Origin of the sequence: Congregibacter brevis (assembly GCF_045689245.1) — a bacterium.
GTDB classification, from domain to species: Bacteria; Pseudomonadota; Gammaproteobacteria; order Pseudomonadales; family Halieaceae; genus Congregibacter; species Congregibacter brevis.
The window spans coordinates 1,075,022-1,094,949 of record NZ_CP136865.1 but is presented as its reverse complement, the minus strand read 5'-3'; the positions used below and the strand labels follow the sequence as shown (position 1 = coordinate 1,094,949).

Sequence of the window (19,928 nt, the reverse complement as noted above, 5' to 3'; positions counted from 1 at the left end):
ACAAGAAGTAGGTCGACGCACGAAAGCGGCGCCTACATCAACAAAAACTGATTGCACCATTTTGACAACAAAATTTGAATTCTAGGAGTGAATATCATGGCTGAAGCCAAAAAAGCAGCACCCAAGCGCAAGACTACTGCCAAAACTACTGCCAAGCGCAAGCCTGTGGCTCGTAAAGCAACTGCAGCTCGCAAAACTGCCGCAAAGAAGACCGTTAGCCTGCAGGGTCGTATGACTGAAGCAAGCCGTAACGCGTTCCTTGCAAGCCTTGGCTTCTACGGCATGGCATTCGATCAGTTCCAAGGCCAGATCAAGACTGTAGAAACTGAACTTACTGCACGTCGCAAGAAAGCTGACAAGCTGTATGCCGATATGGTCAAGCGTGGCCAGAAGGTTGAAAAGCAAGCTAAGACAGCTATCGACGATATCGATCTGCCCAAGCTGGAAGTTGCCGCTCTGGATCGTGCAAAGCTCGAAGCACAGCTGGAAAAAGCTCGCGCACGTTTCGCTGAGCTCAAAGGATCTGTTGGCTTTAAAGCCGCTGCCTAATTGCCCTAACGGGTTCACTGTCCCCGACCTGGGGATTTTTTGGGGGTCACATTGTGACCCCCTTTTTTTTGCCTCTTTGTCCCGCTCAGAAATATCTGTCTGCTAGACTGCGACCGCAGATTCGAATAATGCCCAGAAACCGCCCGCTCCTTCAGCTTTACGCGCCTTTTGATTCTTGGCGGCGTTTCGCTAGCGGAGACATCTGCCGCGGAAAAGAGGCACTAGTGCAGAGGAAACACGATGGCAGACGATAAGAACAAAGTTACCGACAAAGCAGGCGAGATCGCGAAAAACATCTGGTTAGCAGGCGTCGGCGCCTACGGCCGAGCGGTTGACGAAGCCCAGGGCCGGCTTGAAAAAGCTGGCGTTGAGCCCCCCAAGCTGTTTCGTGAGCTGGTCAAGGCCGGAGCGGCGCTGGAAGACGAGGCGAGAGACGCCATAGAGGCGGGCTCTGCGGCTCGCCACTCCGTGGAAGACCGTATCAACCGCGTGCGTGAGAACTTTAATTTGCAGCGCCCGGCGCGCGGCGAAGACCTGCTAGCTCTTCATGAGAAGATTGACCGCTTAGCCAATCGAGTTGACGCCCTCACGGACGCATTGAGCAGCAGTGGCACGGTAAAAACGGCCAGAAAAGCTCCCGCGAAGAAGAAAAAGGCTCCTGCGCGGGCCAAAAAGTCACCGGCAAAAAAGCGGCCCGCCGCTAAAAAGCCCCAAGCCGCAAAAAAAACGCCGGCTCGACGAAAAACCAACTAATCCGCGCCTGAAAAACGGTGAAAACCCGGGATCGTATTCTCGATACCAGTCTTCGTCTGTTTAACGAAGAGGGCGAGGCGCACGCGACTACCCTTGATATTGCGGGAGAGCTGGATATCAGTCCCGGGAATCTCTATTACCACTTCAAGGGTAAAGATCAGATCATTGCAGAGCTCTTTGAGCAGTTCCAACTGGCGCTAACGCAAACGCTGAACGCACCGGTCGAACAGCCACTACACGAGCACAAGGGTCATCTCGAAGACAACTGGTATTACCTCTACGTGGTGCTCGAAGAGCTATATCAGTACCGGTTTCTCTACCATAATCTTGACGATCTCATGCGGCGCTACCCGACTCTAGTGCGTGGCTTTCGGCGTATTCTCGCGGCGAAACGCGCCGCTCTCAAAGCCATTATCAGCAGCTTGTTTGAGCATTCGCAAACCACCTTGAGCAAAGTACAAATGGATGCGTTGGTAGAGAACATGACGCTCCAACTCACTTACTGGCTCAGCTATGACCGGCTCCTCCACGACCAAAGTGATGCCCAACGCTGTATTCATCAGGGTGTGCTACAACTGATGACAATGATTGCGCCCTATCTGGGTGAAGAACAAATGGACTTCTACCGAGAGTGCGAGTTTATTTTTGACGGCATGATGGATGCTTCAGAGCAGTAGACAGTTGGACGGCTTGATAGGCAGAATCGGCCACCACATTTTTTTAGGCAAGGAGAGTTAAAGATGAGTATTTCTGTTGGCGACAAGATCCCCTCAGGCAAGCTTCAGGTTATGGGCGAAAACGGCCCGACTCCCGTAAGCACAGATGAGCTGTTCAGCGGCAAGAAAGTTGTCTTGTTTGCTGTGCCAGGCGCGTTTACTCCCGGGTGCTCCATGACCCACCTTCCCGGATATGTGGTTAATGCAGACAAGATCCTGGCCGCCGGCGTAGATACCATCGCCTGCCTGTCCGTTAACGACGCTTTTGTAATGGATGCATGGGGCAAAGCACAAAATGCGGAGCACATCATGATGCTCGCCGACGGAAATGGCGACTTCACTAAGGCCCTCGACCTTGAACTGGATGGCCGGGGATTTGGCATGGGGTTGCGCAGCCAACGCTACGCCATGATTGTCGATGACGGGACGGTAACTACCCTCAATGTTGAACCAGGAGCCGGCGTTGACGTCAGCGCTGCAGAAAGCATCATGGCGGCGCTCTGATCTGCCATGACAAGCCAACTAACACTGGAAACCCGACGCGATGCCTTTGACATGCTGCGCGTCGTCGAAACCACCCTCCCCGACGCTTTGGAGGCCGGGCAGGTCTTACTGGAAGTGGATCGCTTTGCGCTAACCGCCAACAACATCAGCTACTGTCATGTGGGCGATCTGTTGGGGTACTGGCGTTTTTTCCCTACCGATGACGAGGCCTGGGGTCGCGTACCGGCGATGGGTTATGCCACTGTCGTGAAAAGTGAGCACGCTGATGTAAAAACTGGCGAGCGGGTTTGGGGATTTTTCCCCATGTCGACACATCTGCTTATCAATGCAGGCCTATGCAATGAGTACAACTTTTGCGACGTATCGGGGCATCGCGAAGGTCTCGCTCCCATCTATGCGCAGTTTCAGCGGGCTTCGAAAAACCCTGTTTATGAAACCTCGCGGGAGGAGCAGGACAGCCTTCTTCGTGGCCTCTATCTGACTTCTTGGCTGTGTGAAGACGCCCTGTTTGATAACGACTTTTACGCGGCGAAAGACTGCCTGATAACCAGCGCTTCCAGTAAAACCTCAATAGCTCTGGCACACGCGGTGCAGGCACGGGGAGCTTTACGCAGTGTCGGCCTCACCTCTTCGCGCAACAAGGCGTTTTGCGAGGAGCTCGGTTGCTACGATACCGTCTTTACCTATGACGAAATTGGCGATATGCCAAAGCTATCCGCCGTGAGTGTCGATATGGCGGGTGACCGCACCGTCAACATGGCTTTGCATAGCCACTACGGCGATGAACTTCGTTACGCTTGTCTCGTTGGTGCAACACATCAGGATGGCCCCATGGGAGCTGGCGAAACACTGCCGGGCCCCCAACCAGAACTATTTTTTGCTCCAGCGCAGGCCGCAAAGCGCAGCAAGGAATGGGGTGCCAGCGAAATGGAAAAACGCATCGCAACAAGCTTTGTAAACTTCCGGCGCTTTGCTGATGACTGGCTGAAAATCCGGCATTTTGACGGCGATACTGCCGCTCAAGAGGCTTTTTTGAAGGTGCTTCGAGGGGAGGCCTCCCCTGCTGAAGGTTACACCGTATCTATGCGCGCTGGCTGATTCTGGAACCAACAGCCAGCCATCCCTCTATCAGATCAGGTTTTGTTTGGGTAGCTCCTCGGAAGCGGATTGCCTGGCAGCGACAAAATTGAGGAGCCCGCCCGCGGCGATAGCAAACAGACAGTAGGCCAGAAAGAACCAGAAGCCCTGTTCCAGCTGCGCATCCATAATCAACAACTCACCCACGTGATTCGATGCTCTCCCTGCCATAAAGGCAATGAGCATCGCCATGACAAACACGTCCGCCATCGACCATTTTCCCAAAGCCGCATTCAGCTTCAACAATCGCCTTGCGGAGTTTGCGGGTAACAATAGGGCGCAGGCTTGAAACAGCAGCTTTAAGACAGGAATCACCACGCTAAAGCTGACGATCATCACGGCGACCAGAAGATTGCCGTTGCTAGCGAGTTCCTCGGACATACCCAAGATCGATCTTGTGCTTCGATAGGCCTCGACGCGGCCCTCAATCTGATCCAAGCCCATCATGCGTGCCATGGCATTGAGCATGTCACGGGTCTGGCTATTACCGCCCTCGCCCGCAATAAGGTCTATACCAAAGTCCGCGAGCTCGGACTTCTCGAGTTCTCCGCTGAGGGTTAAAACTGGCTGGGTAATACCGGGATAAAGAAGTGCCAGAGACATTAGAATGAGAGCAAGCCCAAAAAATCGAACGCCCGTTGTCATAAAACCATTACTCCGTAACACACCACGGTGATAATCGCTGCGGCTATAAAATTAAGCATAAGCCCCTCACGAGCCATCCGTGTGGTGGTAATCAGTCCGGACCCGAACACGACGGTATTCGGCGCCGTAGCCACCGGCAACATAAAGGCGCAACTTGCACTCATAGCCGCAGGCACCATGATCAACTCCGGAGGCAAAGAAGCGGCAAGCGCCGCAGCAGCCAGCACCGGCATCAGGAGTGTGGTACTCGCCGTGTTACTGGTGGCTTCAGTCATAAAGGTGACTACCAGACACACCACCAGAATCAGCAGGATGGACGGCATATTTGTAAGAGAGGCCAGCGCCTGACCCAAAACGTCACTCAGACCCGAGGCAACAAAACCCTTCGCCAAACAGATTCCCCCAGCGAACAACAGTAAAACGCCCCAGGGAATACGACTGGCTCTATCCCAATCCAGTAACCGCCCCCCACGACCATTAGGGACGATACACATAACCACCACCGCAAGCAGGGCGACGGATGCGTCGTTGGCCTGGGGTAAGTCCAACAACGCTCGCCAACCCCCAAAGGGTTCACTGCGCGTAACCCATGCCACCGCGGTAAGACAAAAAATAGCAAGCACTCGACGCTCTTCCGGCCGCCAGGGACCTACAACAGGCAGTTCAAGACTCGCACTGCGCTCAATCCCCCGAGTAAGTGACCATGCCATGGCTGGCACCAGCAACACTACGACCGGTACGCCCCAGGTCATCCAGCGCGTAAAGGACATCTCTTCGCCCGTGTACTCCTCAAATATCTGCATGAATATTAGATTGGGAGGCGTCCCAATAGGCGTTCCAACACCCCCGACGCTCGCGGCATAGGCGAGGCCAAGAAGCAGAGGTACCGCGAGCCGCTCCTTATCTTTGGAGCCCTCGAGCATCGCGAGGGCGACGGGCAATAGCATCAAGGTCGTCGCCGTATTAGAAATCCACATACTGAGTACCGCAGCGGCCGTCATGAACCCCAATACCAATCGCTGGGGGCTTTTGGCACCAAACAGGTGAATCATTCCCAGGGCGATTCGCCTATGCGCACCGCTGCTTTCCATCGCCTGAGAGAGCAAAAAGCCCCCCAGCAGCAGCAAAATCAGCGGCGAACCATAGGCTTCCCCTACTTCTGCAGGCGTCAGAATGCCGGCGAGGGGCAAAACTGCAAGAGGAATCAGCGACGTCACAGGAATCGCGATGGGTTCGAAAATCCACCACACAATGCAGATAACCGCGACACCCAGCACTACTGCAACGGACTGAGACTGGCCTGTCTCCAAGGCCAAGAGCGCAGCGGCAAACGCCAAGAGAGGACCGGCGTAAAAGGCAATAGCCCGCATCAGCCCAGACCCCGCCCGAACTCGAGCGTATACCGGTGATCTTGAGAGGTTTTGATTGCGCCGCAAGGACTAAAAGAGCTCATAGACGCCCATCGTGTCCCAGAGAGTGCGAGCTGTAAAGCGCGGCGCGCGCTTGGTCGCAACGCCCCAGAGAAGTACACTGCGCGCCATGCAAGAAAACACTCCGAACACGCTTATCGATCGCTTCGGTCGACGCGTCGACTATCTGCGCTTGTCCGTGACAGATCGCTGTGACTTTCGCTGTGTGTATTGCATGGCCGAAGACATGAAATTTGTCCCCAAAAATGAAGTACTCACTCTGGAAGAGCTGGCAAAGGTCTCGCAGGCTTTTGTCAATTTGGGCGTTCGCAAAATCCGTCTTACGGGCGGCGAACCGTTGGTGAGACACAACATCATGCAGTTGGTAGAACAGCTCGGTGCAATGCAGGGATTAGAAGAACTGGTGATGACCACCAACGGCTCCCAGCTCCAGCGTCTGGCTCAACCGTTAAGTGATGCCGGTGTGAAGCGGCTGAACATCAGTCTCGATAGCTTGCAGCCACGGCGGTTTAGGCAGATCACCCGCGTCGGCCATCTGGAACAGGTTATCGCCGGCGTCGACGCAGCCTGTGCGGCCGATTTTGAGCGGATTCGTATCAATGCAGTCATTATGCGCGGTGACAACGACGACGAAGTACTGGATCTGGTCAGCTTTGCCAAAGAGCGAGGTATAGATCTCGCTTTCATCGAAGAGATGCCTCTGGGCCGTATCGACGATCACGACCGTGCTTTAACCCTGGCTGACAGCGACTGGCTCCGCGCTCAGATTGAAGAGCATTACAGCCTGTGTGCGTTAGGCGACCCGACCGGAAGCGACGGCCCCGCAAGAATGTACTCGCTTGAGGGCAGCCGCAGTCGCATTGGCTTTATCTCGCCGCACAGTAATAATTTTTGCCACTTGTGCAATCGGGTGCGTGTGACGGTGGAAGGGCAGCTTTTGCTGTGTCTGGGAAACGAGCATTCCGTGGATTTACGAGAGTACCTGCGCAGCCCGGGCAGCACCACTGAAGAGCTGCAGACAGTTTTGCACGACGCCATGGCTATCAAGCCCGAGCGCCACTACTTTGATAACAGTGAAGAGCCGCAGATTCTGCGCTTCATGAACGCGACAGGCGGCTAGACAGCCGCGTTGCACCAGCTTAGGGAGAGCCCAAGGGCCGTGGATAAAAGGACTGAACTTGCCTCTATGGAGGCGATTGAAAACGGCTTTGCTGAGCTCGGTTATATATGCAGCCCGCGAATAGCAACGGCGGTCTTTCTTGCGGCGCAGCTACGCAAACCCGTATTAGTCGAAGGCCCTCCCGGCGTCGGTAAAACAGAGCTCGCAAAAACCGCGGCAACACTTTTGGGCCTGCCCTTGGTGCGCCTGCAGTGCTACGAAGGACTGGACGAAGCAAAAGCTTTGTATGAGTGGAAGTACGGAAAGCAGCTTCTATACACACAGGTTCTCAAGGAGAAGCTGGGCGATTTGTTGGATGGTGCCGAAGGCCTAGCCGAGTCCGTTGAGCGCCTTCATCAGTTTGGAGACGTTTTCTACTCCGAAGAATTTCTTGAACCCCGTCCCTTGCTGCAAGCCATGGAGCAGCCCGAAGGCGCAGTACTGCTCATCGATGAAATTGACAAATCAGATCACGAGTTTGAGTCCCTGCTATTGGAGATTCTGTCGGACTATCAGGTATCCATTCCAGAGATTGGCACGATCAAAGCCAAGTCGACGCCGCTGGTGTTCCTCACGAGTAACAACACCCGCGATATTTCTGACGCCCTGAAACGCCGCTGCCTCCACCTGCATATCCCATTTCCCAGCATTGATCTTGAAGAGCGCATCCTCGCCAGCAGAGTGCCGGAGGTACAGGGCAGCTTGCGCCAGCAACTCGTGGCCTTTGTACATGCCGTGAGAGAGCTCGACCTTAAGAAACAGCCGGCGGTTTCCGAAACTATCGACTGGGCGCGCAGCCTGTTACTCCTTCATGCCGCGGAGTTGGAACCCAAGCTCGTACAGGAGACCCTCAACGTACTCCTGAAGTTTGAGCAAGATATTGAGGCGACCGAAGCGGAACTGGGCGCTATCCTGCGTTCTATCGAGCAGGCCTCGGACAACGCCTAAATGCAGTCCAGCCTGCTTCGCTTCATCGAGATTCTCCGCAGTCACTCTTTACCCGTGTCTCCTGCAGAGACTCTGGATGCGGCCGCGGCAATGGAAGTCGTGGGTTACTCCGATCGAGACACTCTCCGCAATGCCCTTGCTTTAACCTTAGCCAAAAGCGACCGAGAAGAGCATACGTTCTTTTATTGCTTTGATCAGTTCTTCGACGAACAGGCCGCCGACTTCAGTACCGAAGGCGAGGCTGACACCACCGAAGGAGACGGTGAAGGTAGCGAGAGCGCAGAAGGTGCGACGGCAGATAGTCCAGATGCCGCTGGCAATGGTGCGGGACAGGCCGCAGCGGGGGGAGGATCAGCCTCTGATGCTGCAGAGCTTCAGGCAGCGGCGGGAAGTTCTCCGTCGCTGAAAGAATTGTTAGATGGCGAACTGTTGCCTGCGCTTCTCGAAAACCAACGGGGCGCGCTAAGTACCGCCATGCGCAGCGCAGCCCAGGACGCTGGTCTCAGTAAGATTCGGCTGTTCACTCAAAAGGGCCAGTACACTCGCAGAATCCTCGACACCCTTGGCGAGGCTTTAATGCGCGACGCTGTCATTGAGCTCGAGCGCGCCGACTCGCCTGCAATCGATACTCTGCGCCGTTACCGTGACGTGCTCCGCGAACAGGTGCGAGACTACGTAGAGCAGCAGTACCTCATGAACGCAGAGGGCCACAACAGCGCGTTCATGGAAGATATCCTAAGCAAGACCCGGTTATCTAATATCGATCGGCGGCATCGTGATCGGGTGCAGGAACAAGTGCGCCGCATGGCCCGTCGTCTAGCCAGCCGCCACAGCGCCCGTCGTCGGCCCGTAAAGCGCGGCCAGCTGGACATGGGCAAGACACTGCGTGGTGGTATGGCTCACGACGGCATATTGTTTAAGACGCACTGGCGATCACGGAAGCGTGACAAGGCGCAATTGCTGGCGGTATGTGACGTAAGCGGATCCGTTGCTGCTTACGCCAGTTTTCTGCTGATGTTTTTGTATAGCCTTCAGGACGTTCTCCCACGCACTCGAAGCTTTGCGTTCTCAAGTCACCTGGGGGAAATCAGCGATCTATTCCGGGACGAGCCGCTGGAGCGTGCTATCGAGTTAGCGAATTGGCGCTACGGCGGCGCCACGGATTATGGCAGCAGCTTCCGCGACTTTTCTCAGCTGGCCTTGGACGACATCAACCGCAATACATCGGTTATCATTCTAGGCGATGCGCGTAACAATCGAGGAAACCCAGAGCTGGAGATCATGCAGAGCATTTACCAGCGCAGTAAACAAGTTATCTGGCTGAATCCGGAGTCGCGGCGCGCTTGGGGTACCGGTGATTCAGAGATGCTGCGCTACCAGACTGTCTGCCACTACTGTGCACCTTGCAGCAACCTACAACAGCTTGAGCGAGTCGTTGACCAGCTGCTCAAGAGCTTGCGCTAGGACTGCTGCCGGTTTAGCGGCGCGCTATGACTCTTTCTCACGATCAAATCCCACTCCCCTGCTCTCTTAAGCCTAAGGTAGAGGAACAGTTCGCTCCCACTGATGCACCTCTCAGTGCCGATACCCTCTCGCCAGATACGCTGATTAGCTTTCTCGCCAAGAGCAAAGACACCGACAGCTCGCCTCTGGCAACGATTAAGCGTCGTGCAGCCAAACAAAACTTAAAAGCCAGCCTTCGGCCCGGAGACCATGCTGTATTGGTGTGGGTCTGTGAAGCATTCGACGAGTGGGAAGATCACTTCCCTCTCGAACAACCCCTTAAAGATCATATCCGGCGACTACTGCCTTTAGCGGTGGCAATGGCGCTCAGAGAAGAGTCGTTTTACACCCCGGGTGCCCACGACCTCCATCGCTTGCTTGACGCACTACAAAACGGTGCTGTCGGCTGGCAGATGCGCCTCGATCGAGCAGGGCAAATGCTCGAGCAACGCATACAGCGTGCGGTCGAAAAGTCGCTGGAGTGGTTCAACAACGATCGGCTTGATATCGCTGCGATTACTCAAGAGCTGGTTGCCGCCAACGAGCGTGATGCCGCGCGAGCACAGCGAATGGTGCAAAGGCTGGCGGAGACCGAAGAAGCCCGCCTTAAAACTCTCTCCGCTCGACGTGAAGCAGCCAAGGACATCAATGCGGGGCTCGAAAAGTTCGACCTCCCCGCGGCAATCGGAGAGTTTCTTAAAGGCCCGTGGTACGACAGCGCCCAGCTTGTACTGGTAAAGCATGGAGGCGTATCGCGAGAATGGGATCAGATGCGCCGAGCAACGCTGCACCTTATGGAGTCCGTGCAAGCACAGGAGGATTCGGGTGACGCCGGCCGTGATCGACAGGAACAGATCCTCCGACATTTGCCTGGAGAGCTTCGACGCTGGCTGCTGAGCCTTGAGCATGACAGCGATGCTACCGATAGTGCCATTGGACTCGTGGAGTACGCACACCTGCGTATACAGCACGGCCAGAAGCTTCAGCTAGTGAAAATCCCTGCTATTCCGGTAGAAGCAGAGCCTCCCGCTCTGGAAGTCAGCAGAGATGACAGACTCACTACGGGCGATTGGTATCAATTTGAAGATGATGAGGGCGAGTTAAGAGCTCAGCTCGTATTGCAACTGGAGAACGGACAGCACCTGCTCTTTGCGAATTTTGTAGGCTTAAAGGCTTTGGATATTTCTCGGAAAGCTTTCAGTCAGCGTGTGAACGACGGCTTTTCCGTGCTACTGGCCAATCGGGATAGCTTTAGCCTCAGCCTCGCTTCCGCAGTTGGCATCGATAGCGAAGATCGCTTGCGCCAATTTATCGATCCCGGTTACCGCCCCCCCGAAGACGTATCTGACGCCCCTTCCACAACGGATTCTCGACCCGAATCCATTGAGGGCTTTGAACAAGAGCCCGCTGAGGGCTCGCTATCCAAACCCGCTGAGGGCTCTCTTCCGGCTGAGGGCTCTCCTCCGGCTGAGGGCTCTCCTCCGGCTGAAGGCTCTCCTCCGGCTGAAGGCTCTCAACCCGTTGCGGAGCATGACCCTGATGATGGGCGGCCGACGCACCCTGATCGGCGCGCTCATGACGAGCCTACGGTCGCGACTGAAAGCGATGTCGATACGCTTCCCAAAGAGGAAACTATTGAGCAGGCCGAAGAACCGGAGCTTGCGCCGGACACAGACAACGTTGTCGACAGTTCAGAGGCTGAGGATTGGTCGGAGGAGCTTCCTGATCTCAGTGATGCTGATGAATGGGATCCAGTGCTGGAGCCACCAGAAGGCGCAGAACTGGACCTCACTCTGGAGCTGGATGAACCTGAGGCACCGGCTGCTGAGGCAGCGATAGGTGGTGCACCGGCGGATCGGGAAACACCCGCAACCCCGCAGCCGCTGAGTCCACCGGCAGCGCCCGAGTATCAACCGGTAGCGGCACCCCGGCCACCCGCACCTCCGCCAGTTCCGCCACCTTCACCCGTAGTGACGCCGGCACCGGCACCAACGCCAACGCCAACGCCAACGCCAACGCCAACGCCAACGCCAACGCCAACGCCAACGCCGCAGCCTCCCAGTTATGCAGCCCCGGCGCCACCTCAAGCGCCCGCGCCTCCACCTCAGCCGCCAACACCGCCACCACTGACGCCTGTAGCGTCGCCTCCCGGGCAAAGCCCGGCTGCGAGTAAAGAGCGAGAGGTAGATGTGCCCATGGGTGCATGGCTCGGGTTTCATGACGGAGAAACCCCGATCATGGCCAAGCTTGCCGTGTTCGATCCCCGGCGTGACAACTATATTTTCGTCAACCGCAAAGGTATTGCTCTGCGAGAACTGAGCCGCTCCGAACTGCGAACGCTTATGGATCAGGGACTTGTGGACATTCTGGAGACTCGCTCCTATTTCCGGGATGAAGTCGAAAGAGCGCGGGAGGAGGGACAATGACGGGCAACGACAATCGACGTTTCTTCCGGCTACCTGTCGCATCCCGGGTATTCATTGAAATCGAATCACCCCCACCTGGCAGCATAGGTCCCGGAAAAGTTGCCCGCTGCGATACCCTCGATGTTTCTCACAGTGGACTACGGGTGCGCCTCGACGAGACCGTGATGGTAGGCGCCATACTGCAGATTGGCGTTGAGCTCCCCGGAGAAAGTGAGCCCTTCTACCTGGTAGGTCAGGTACGTTGGCGCATGCGAGACAAAGAGAATCCCGGCAGCTGGATAGCCGGGTTTGAAGTTCTTAATGCGTTGGGATCAGACATAGAGCACTGGGAAGCGGCACTCATGGAAATGGACGAACGTACTCCCGCTCCCTAGCGCCGCTACCGCAGGCCCTGCTAACTCGCTTCCTGCCCCGCTACCGCCGTACTTCCCGCGGCTTTGGCGGCATCAAAAGACTCCATTTCCGCATCCAGCTGACGGCTCACGAGTTCCGGAGAGCCGGTGCCTCGCGCGAGCAGGCTGTAGGCCATGGGCACCAAAAACAGGGTCACTAGCGTAGCCAGAGCAACTCCACCCATGACAACAACACCGATCACACTGCGAACTTCATGCCACGGACCGGAGGAAAGAACCAGCGGTAGTGCGCCCATCACCGTGGTAAATGCCGTCATAACAATCGGACGAAGACGTTTGCTCGCGCCCTCGATAACCGACTGTTCGTATTCAAAACCAGCGTCTCGCATCTGGTTAATAAACTCCACGATGAGAATTCCGTTCTTAGCGGCCAATCCGACCAGCATAATCAGACCGACCTGGCTGTAGATATTCAGCGTCGCACCGACAAGCTGTAGTCCCCACAAACCACCGAGCAAGGCTACCGGTACGGTAAAGAGAATAATTGCCGGGTGCACAAAGGACTCAAACTGTGCCGCCATCACCAGGTAGACAATAAGCAAGGCAAGCATGAACGTGATGTACACGCTGCCGCTTGCCCGATAGTACTCAAGGGACTCGCCTTTGAAGTCGAAGCTCGCGGTTTCGGGCAGCTCCGTACGCACAACTTCTTGCAGGTACTCCAGGGCCTCACCCAGTTTGTAGTCATCAGCCAGAGAAGCGGACAACGTAAAGGAGCGAACACGGTTGTAACGATTCAGACTACCGGCGCCCGCCTCTTCTCTAAGAGTAACCATATTAGAGAGTGGGATGAGTCGATCGGTGGTGCTGGAGCGCACGTAGATGTTGTCCAGATCCGAAAGCGTACGGGACTCCTCTCGATCACCCTCGATGATCACGTCATACTCACGCCCGCCCATGATGAAGGTCGTCACGCGGCGAGAACCCAGGAGAGTCTCTAATGTTCTGCCGATGTCCGCGAGGCTAATCCCCAGATCACCCGCACGATTACGATCCACAGAAACGCGGAGCTGCGGCTTTGTAGGTTTGAGGTCGGTATCTACGCGAAGCAGACCCGGATTTTCGGCAACTTTTGCCAGCATGATGTCCTGCCACTCGGCCAGGTTCTCATAGCTATCACCACCCACAACAAACTGTACCGGGTCAGCATTACCGCCACCAAAGGAGCGCGGTGCGCGCACAAATACCCTGGCACCGGCGATATCTTTCACCCGGGCTTGAGCGTCTGCCGCTATTTCCTGAGAGGTACGATCACGCTCTTCCCATGGTGCGAGCGCCATAATCGTGAAGGCCTGGTTAAAGGATTCACCACCACCCCAACCAGGGGCGCGAATAAGAAGCCTGCGCACCTCACCACTTTCAACCAGCGGCATTAGAAGTTCTTCGACTTGCAACACCTGATCCACTGTGTATTCGAAAGAAGACCCCTCCGGGGTTGCTGCAATCATATACAGCACGCCGCGGTCTTCCGTCGGCGAGAACTCCTGCGGCACACTGCGACTCAATTGCCACGCAGCGAAAACACAGAGCAACAACACCGGAATAAACAACCACGATCGCTCAACAAAGGGCCTGAGCACTTTCCTGTAGCGAAGCTCCATCGCTTCGCTGAGCGCTTCTACTCTGTCTGCAAGACGATTTGAGACTTTGTCCTTATTGAGCAACTTTGAGCAAATAACCGGACCCAAGGTCAAAGCCACAAAACTGGAGAAAATCACAGCAATGGCCATCGCTACGGCAAACTCCGCAAACAAGCGCCCCACATTGCCCTCAAGAAAAGTTATAGGGATAAACACGGCGACCAGCACCAGCGTGGTAGCGATTACCGCAAAGGCCACCTGGCGGGAACCGCGATAGGAAGCCACCAAGGCTGACTCACCACGAACCAGGCGCCGGTGAATGTTCTCAAGCACCACGATACTGTCATCAACCACCAAACCAATGGCGAGGACCAGCGCCAGTAATGTCAGCAGATTGATGCTGTATCCCAATGCCCAAAGCATACTGAAGCTACCAATGAGTGAGATTGGAACAGTAAGCGCAGGGACCAAAACGCTCCTGGGGTCGCCCAGAAACATGAAGATAACGATGACAACGAGTACTCCGGCAATGAAAAGCGTCGAAAACACCTCGTCAATCGCCGCATCAACAAATACCGACCGATCAAAGCCTACGACCAATTCCATACCGTCGGGGAGCTGCTGATTTACGCGCTTGATCTCTGCTTGCACAGCCCTGCCCACACTGAGCGCGTTCGCTTTGCTTTGTTTCACAATACCAACGCCGACCATAGACTCTGTATTGCCGCGGAACATACTTCGGGATTCCGCGCTGGAGAGTTCCACTCTTGCAACATCTGCCAGGCGAACGAGGTAGCCATCGTCTCCCCGTGCCAGTACCAGCTCACGAAAGTCTTCCGCGACCTGATAACTGCGATCAATACGAACCACGAAGTCCCTCTGCGACGATTTGATCGTGCCTGCGGGGAGCTCGACATTCTGGCTGCGGAGGGCACTTTCTACATCGGTCACAGTAAGGCCCCGAGCTACCAAAGCGTTGCGGTCCAGCCAGATACGCATAGAGTAGATCTGACCGCCACCGATACGCACCCGTGCCACACCATCCAGAACTGCAAAGCGGTCTTCGAGGTAGCGTCGGGCATAATCCGTCAACTCGAGGGCGGACATATTCTCACCCACAAGGTGCGACCAGAAGATCACCTGCTCATCACTGTTGCTCTTGCGAGTTTCGGGTGGCAGCGCTTCTTCAGGGAGGTTATCCAGAACCCCGGAAACGCGATCACGTACATCGTTAGCTGCGGAGTCGATATCTCGGTCGAGATTAAACTCGATAGTCACAGTGGATTCGCCGTCGTAACTGGCGGAACTCAATGTTTTGATGCCCTCGATGCCCGATAGGCGATTCTCGATGAGTTCAGTGATTTTGTTCTCTACTACCGCGGCAGAGGCGCCGGGATAGGAGGTTTGCACCGTCACGATGGGTGAATCGATATCCGGGTACTCCCGCAAGGGCAAGCGATCAAAGGCCAGCAGGCCAAAGGCCACGATGAGGGCACTACCCACAAGGGCCATTACAGGCCGCCTAACCGCCACATCAGAAAGTAACATCAGCTTTGCACCACGCGAACGGGCATTGCGTTACCCGAGAGGCGGATCACGCCGTCCTGGACAATACGTTCGCCTTCGCTCACTCCGTCAAGAATAACCACCCAGCCCGGGATACGGGCTCCAATTTTTACTTCGCTTCGCAGGGCCTGCTCTCCATCAACCTTCCAGACAAAGTGCCGCGCTGCTCGGCTTTGAATGCTCTCCTCGGGCACCATAAGCACCGTGTTGGAGTCACCTGTGACTTCAATCTCCATCAGGAGGCCCGCTCTAAGCTGGCCTTCGTCGTTAGGGACGACCGCGCGCGCGGTGATCGCTCGTGCCACTGGATCTACCCGGCTACCTACTGCGGAAAGTGTGCCCACAAAGTCCTCTTTAAAAGCCGCGCTCTTCGCGATGATCGACATGCCCGGTTGGAGGACACCGAGGTAACGCGCGGGTACTGTGAACTGCAGTCGCATACGACTGACATCGTCCAAAGTAGTGAGTCGCTGTCCGAAGGACACGAGGGCCCCCTCGCTAACTTCACGAAGGCCCAACACGCCAGAGAAAGGTGCGACGATCGTGAGATCGGCTATACGCGCTTCGAGCTCGCTGATTTGATGCTCTAAAACTTCTACTTCGGTTGTCGCGGAATCAAGGTCCGTCTGCGCCACCTGATTTTTTCGCGCCAGATCCGCAAGGCGTTTAACTTCTCGACGGGCGTCGGCCAATCGGGCGCTGAGCTCACGCATGGAGGCCTGCTCGGATTCCTGTCGAAGCGTCGCCAGAGTCTGGCCCTTTTCTACAATCTGTCCGTCTTCAAAGTTGAGTCCTGTGATGCGTTGCGCCACCGGAGCCGTAATATCAACGGACTCCCAGGCCTGCAGAGTTCCCAGCGCGGGGATCCGATCCCGAAAACTTCGTGACTCGACCTCCACCACCGTCACAGGAGCCGCTGGGCGTTGCCGACCCATGCCATCTTCAGATTGCCCGCCAAATTGTTGCCAGGCAAAGAAGCCGACAAATGCCAGTCCAATCACAATGACCAAAGATTTCATAGTTACCGCATAACTCCTGTTAAATAGGAAGAAAAGATGGTTGCGCCGGTATCTTAACATCTGGGCCTGCGCGATAGACGGTGTGCATACGCGACCCCCCTAATGTCGGATTGCTTTCCACTGCGCTAACGGATTGTGGGTGGGACGGTGTATCATCACACCCTACAAGGACGTCGCGTTTTCACGTCAGAAATCATCTCAAGGGCTAGCCCCGAAACGTCGTCGCAACTAATCGCGACGAGGAGACAGTTTTGAACTCCCATTGGCACCAACAACTGGCGGAACTATCAGAATCGCAGCCGGAATTGCTTCGTGGCATCTGCCGCGGCATCGAAAAAGAAAGCCTTCGAGTGGCGGGAGACGGCGTTTTAGCCCAAACCCCTCACCCGGACGTTCTAGGATCAGCGCTCACCCACGGCAGTATCACTACCGATTACTCTGAGTCGTTAATGGAGTTCATTACTCCAGTATCCAGCAGTATTGATGACACACTAAGAACACTCGAAGACGTCCACAGCTTTGTTTACAAGCATATCGGCAGTGAGCGACTTTGGAGCGCGAGCATGCCCTGTATCGTGGCCGGTGACGCGGGAATCCCCGTGGCACGCTATGGAAGCTCTAACGTGGGTCGCATGAAAACCGTTTATCGCTATGGCCTAGGCAATCGTTACGGACGACTGATGCAAGCCATCGCAGGTGTGCACTACAACTTCTCCATGCCTGATTCCTATTGGCCCGAAGCGCAAAAAGCCGATGACGATGAAGGCCCTCTGCAGGATTATATTACCAGCCGCTACCTCGGTCTGATTCGTAACTTCCATCGCTGGTCCTGGCTTTTGATTTACCTTTTTGGTGCGTCACCTGCCGTGTGCGCAAGCTTCATGCGTGGTCGGGGCGAGCATCATCTCGAACCTTTTGATGGCGAGGGCAATTCGCTTCATCTTCCCCATGCCACAGCACTGCGCATGGGAGATTTGGGATACAACAGCTCCGCCCAGAAGTCACTGCGTGCCTGCTACAACTCTCTGGATAACTATATTGCCACCCTGACCCAAGCGATTCTTACACCTCATCCTGACTACGCAGCGTTTAAGGGCAAGCAGGACGATGAGTACATGCAACTCAATGACAGCTTGCTGCAAATAGAAAACGAGTTTTACAGCACCATTCGACCAAAGCGTCCAGGAAGCAGCGGTGAAACCCCCTTATCCGCGCTCCATGAAAGAGGCATTGAGTACGTCGAAGTTCGCTGCATCGACGTCAGCCCCTTCCACCCTCTGGGTATCGATGGTGCACAGATTCGACTCCTCGACAGCTTCCTTTTGTTCTGCCTAACCCAGCCCAGCCCCCCATGTGACGAGGCGCAGCAAGACCGCCAGGCCTCCAATCTGACTGCGGTGGTGAACCGCGGGCGAGAGCCGGGTCTGATGCTGGATACTGAGTCTGGCCCTAGGTTACTTACAGACTGGGCAGAAGGGCTCCTTAGTGAAATAGCGGCGAGTGCGGAACTTCTGGACACGGTTCATGGCAACTCTGACTATGCCGCTGCGCTCGCTGAGCAGCATTCGAAAGTGCGCGGTGATGTGGAATTGCCGTCGGCGCGGGTCCTCCGCGAGATGCGTGAAACAGGCATGCCCTACTACCGTTTTGCCATGGGCTACAGCAATCGTTGGGCAGAGCACTTTAAAGATGGCGGAATCGATGCGGCGGCGGAACAATCGCTGATCGAAGAAAGCACAGAGTCGCTATCTCGCCAAACGGATATCGAAGCTGCAGATGATGTCAGCTTTGAAGATTACCTCGCCGCCTATTTCGATCAGTACAAAGTTCTAAATCACGGAGACTAGATGAACGCTCTGCTTCAAATACGGCCCGTATTCTTCGGCTTATTTTTATTGACCGTTGTCTCCATGGCCTTTGCCCTCTTTTATCTGGAGCGAACACTGGGCTTACCGCCCTGTCCGCTTTGCATTACTCAGCGTTTGTTCGTGGTTCTCGTCGGCGTGTTCGCGCTCTTGGCGGCGATACAGAATCCGCAGGGCTGGGGTCGTCGGGTCTATGCCACGCTTTGCCTTATCAGCGCAGCAGCCGGCGGTGCCGTCGCCATGCGCCACATCTGGCTTCAGAACCTTCCCGAAGAGCTAGCGCCCGCCTGCGGTCCCAGTCTGGAGTACATGCTGGAGACTCTGCCGTTCTCAGAGACATTTTCTGTAGTCATGATGGGCGATGGAAATTGCGCTGAGACTGTCTGGACCTTTATGGGGCTGAGTATTCCGGAGCAGACTCTCGCTCTCTTTGTCGTACTCGCCGGGGTATCTGTCTTTCAGCTGGTTCGTAAGCACTAACGACCAGAACAATCCGGCAAGGGGCCCAATTCGCTGCGTGCGCTAGGAAGGGGGATGCTTACTTCGCAAATCTGGCCCCCTTGCCTCTCTGCGGTGCCACCTCAATCGATCATCAACTCACTGAGGTAACTCAGGCTCCACCGCCCTTCAATACAGGGGCGGGCTGCGTACGTTGGTTACGGAGCGAGCGTCCCACAACTTAGCGAGTGCAGTGACCAACGTGCGCGGCCCGACAAATGCAGACGTGTGATGCCAAGACATGCCACGTGCGTTGGTTACGGAGCGAGCGTCCCCCAAATTAGCGAGCGCAGCGACCGACGTGCGCGGCCCGACTAACCAGATACGAACTGATGACAAAAAAAAGGGCCTCAACAAAGTTGAGACCCTCGATCTGCGTCACAAGGAGCCCGACCAAACGGGCTCTGTGAGAGCGAAGTACTTAGCCTTCTGCGCCAGCTTGAGTAGGAATGCTCAGCAGCTCTACTTCAAAAACGAGAGCAGCGTTTGGTCCGATACGCTCACCCGCACCACCCGCACCGTAGGCAAGCTCTGAAGGGATGAATAGCTTGTACTTGGAACCCACCTGCATCAACTGCAATGCTTCGGTCCAACCACTGATGACCTGACCCACCCCAAAAGTGACGGGCTCGCCACGAGCGTAGGAAGAATCAAACTCCGTACCGTCGATAAGCGTGCCGCGGTAGTGGACTTCGACACTATCTTCGGCAGTAGGCATCGCACCGTCGCCCGCTTCGATCACTTCGTACTGCAAACCTGACTCAGTGGTCACTACGCCTTCGCGAGTGCTGTTCTCCAAGAGAAATGCGGTCGCCGCTGCAGCGTTGGCTTCAGCCATTGCCGAAGTCATTGACTCACGCTCGGCGTTTACGCGCTCTTGAAAAGCAATCATTTCAGCCTGAATTTCTTCATCGGTCAGACGCTGAGGCGAGTTAGTCATGGCATCACGCAAACCGGCAGCGAAGGCATCGACATCAACGGTCATGCCGTCATTCGCCATATTTCGACCAAGTCCCAACGCCACGCCGTAGCTCAATCGCTGGTTAGGGGTTTCTAGCTGTAGTTCAGCCACGGTAGTTTCTCCTGAGTTTTGTTGCTGACATGCGCCCAGCACAATCACGGCGCACAGCGCTACCGCAGACTTTAAAAATGTATTCATGGATACTTCCTGTGAATTGATAGAGTTCGATGGAAACTGAACCTTGAGACAGAGCCCT

The 19,928-nt window shown here is 55.6% G+C and carries 17 protein-coding genes; 12 read left to right on the top strand and 5 right to left on the bottom strand.

Annotated features, from left to right (window positions below; all coding sequences use genetic code 11):
- The first annotated feature begins 96 nt into the window (after nt 1-96).
- From R0137_RS04825 to R0137_RS04805, 5 genes are all read left to right on the top strand, one after another.
- The gene (locus R0137_RS04825; protein WP_407328982.1) at nt 97-549 is read left to right on the top strand and encodes a hypothetical protein; all 453 of its coding nucleotides are present in this window, start codon (nt 97-99) and stop codon (nt 547-549) included.
- 240 nt (nt 550-789) lie between these two features.
- Nucleotides 790-1,302, top strand: coding sequence for a phasin family protein (locus R0137_RS04820; RefSeq protein WP_407328980.1), 513 nt, complete (start codon nt 790-792; stop codon nt 1,300-1,302).
- A 17-nt stretch (nt 1,303-1,319) separates the two neighbouring features.
- Nucleotides 1,320-1,979 carry a TetR/AcrR family transcriptional regulator gene (locus tag R0137_RS04815; protein WP_407328979.1) on the top strand — a complete coding sequence of 220 codons (660 nt, stop codon included), beginning with the start codon at nt 1,320-1,322 and terminating at the stop codon, nt 1,977-1,979.
- Between the two features lie 63 nt (nt 1,980-2,042).
- Nucleotides 2,043-2,522, top strand: a complete 480-nt coding sequence (locus R0137_RS04810; protein WP_407328978.1) for a peroxiredoxin — start codon at nt 2,043-2,045, stop codon at nt 2,520-2,522.
- A gap of 6 nt (nt 2,523-2,528) precedes the next feature.
- Nucleotides 2,529-3,620, top strand: a complete 1,092-nt coding sequence (locus R0137_RS04805) for a DUF2855 family protein (protein WP_407328976.1) — start codon at nt 2,529-2,531, stop codon at nt 3,618-3,620.
- A gap of 30 nt (nt 3,621-3,650) precedes the next feature.
- Here the strand turns inward: R0137_RS04805 and R0137_RS04800 are convergent, their stop codons facing one another.
- Nucleotides 3,651-4,304 carry a paraquat-inducible protein A gene (locus R0137_RS04800; protein ID WP_407328975.1) on the bottom strand — a complete coding sequence of 218 codons (654 nt, stop codon included), beginning with the start codon at nt 4,302-4,304 and terminating at the stop codon, nt 3,651-3,653.
- Entirely contained in the window at nt 4,301-5,674 is a 1,374-nt protein-coding gene (locus R0137_RS04795; RefSeq protein ID WP_407328973.1) for an SLC13 family permease, read from the bottom strand. The genes R0137_RS04800 and R0137_RS04795 overlap by 4 nt, the downstream gene beginning before the upstream one ends.
- Before the next feature lie 169 nt (nt 5,675-5,843).
- On the opposite strand from R0137_RS04795, the gene moaA reads away from it, so the two are divergent.
- The 5 genes from moaA (at nt 5,844) to R0137_RS04770 (ending at nt 12,144) form a co-directional block, all read left to right on the top strand.
- Nucleotides 5,844-6,854, top strand: a complete 1,011-nt coding sequence (moaA, locus tag R0137_RS04790; protein WP_407328971.1) for a GTP 3',8-cyclase MoaA — start codon at nt 5,844-5,846, stop codon at nt 6,852-6,854.
- A 66-nt stretch (nt 6,855-6,920) separates the two neighbouring features.
- Nucleotides 6,921-7,841 carry an AAA family ATPase gene (locus R0137_RS04785; protein ID WP_407329970.1) on the top strand — a complete coding sequence of 307 codons (921 nt, stop codon included), beginning with the start codon at nt 6,921-6,923 and terminating at the stop codon, nt 7,839-7,841.
- Nucleotides 7,842-9,305 carry a VWA domain-containing protein gene (locus R0137_RS04780; RefSeq protein WP_407328970.1) on the top strand — a complete coding sequence of 488 codons (1,464 nt, stop codon included), beginning with the start codon at nt 7,842-7,844 and terminating at the stop codon, nt 9,303-9,305.
- Nucleotides 9,306-9,331: 26 nt separating this feature from the next.
- On the top strand, nt 9,332-11,770 hold the full coding sequence (locus R0137_RS04775) for a DUF1631 family protein (RefSeq protein WP_407328968.1): 2,439 nt from the start codon (nt 9,332-9,334) through the stop codon (nt 11,768-11,770).
- Nucleotides 11,767-12,144 (top strand): PilZ domain-containing protein, encoded by a 378-nt coding sequence (locus R0137_RS04770; protein WP_407328967.1) that lies wholly within the window; start codon nt 11,767-11,769, stop codon nt 12,142-12,144. The genes R0137_RS04775 and R0137_RS04770 overlap by 4 nt, the downstream gene beginning before the upstream one ends.
- 20 nt (nt 12,145-12,164) lie before the next feature.
- Here R0137_RS04770 and R0137_RS04765 read toward each other — a convergent pair whose 3' ends face one another.
- Together R0137_RS04765 and R0137_RS04760 are read right to left on the bottom strand one after the other, a co-directional pair.
- On the bottom strand, nt 12,165-15,311 hold the full coding sequence (locus R0137_RS04765; RefSeq protein ID WP_407328965.1) for an efflux RND transporter permease subunit: 3,147 nt from the start codon (nt 15,309-15,311) through the stop codon (nt 12,165-12,167).
- Nucleotides 15,311-16,348, bottom strand: a complete 1,038-nt coding sequence (locus R0137_RS04760) for an efflux RND transporter periplasmic adaptor subunit (protein ID WP_407328963.1) — start codon at nt 16,346-16,348, stop codon at nt 15,311-15,313. The genes R0137_RS04765 and R0137_RS04760 overlap by 1 nt, the downstream gene beginning before the upstream one ends.
- 251 nt (nt 16,349-16,599) lie before the next feature.
- Here R0137_RS04760 and gshA point away from each other — a divergent pair, with 251 nt between their 5' ends.
- Nucleotides 16,600-18,195: a glutamate--cysteine ligase gene (gene gshA / locus R0137_RS04755; protein ID WP_407328962.1), complete on the top strand. Its 1,596-nt coding sequence runs from the start codon at nt 16,600-16,602 to the stop codon at nt 18,193-18,195.
- The gene (locus tag R0137_RS04750; protein WP_407328960.1) at nt 18,196-18,693 is read left to right on the top strand and encodes a disulfide bond formation protein B; all 498 of its coding nucleotides are present in this window, start codon (nt 18,196-18,198) and stop codon (nt 18,691-18,693) included.
- Between the two features lie 439 nt (nt 18,694-19,132).
- Here R0137_RS04750 and R0137_RS04745 read toward each other — a convergent pair whose 3' ends face one another.
- Complete coding sequence (locus tag R0137_RS04745) at nt 19,133-19,870, bottom strand: FKBP-type peptidyl-prolyl cis-trans isomerase (RefSeq protein WP_407328959.1); 738 nt, start codon at nt 19,868-19,870, stop codon at nt 19,133-19,135.
- Between the last annotated feature and the right edge of the window lie 58 nt (nt 19,871-19,928).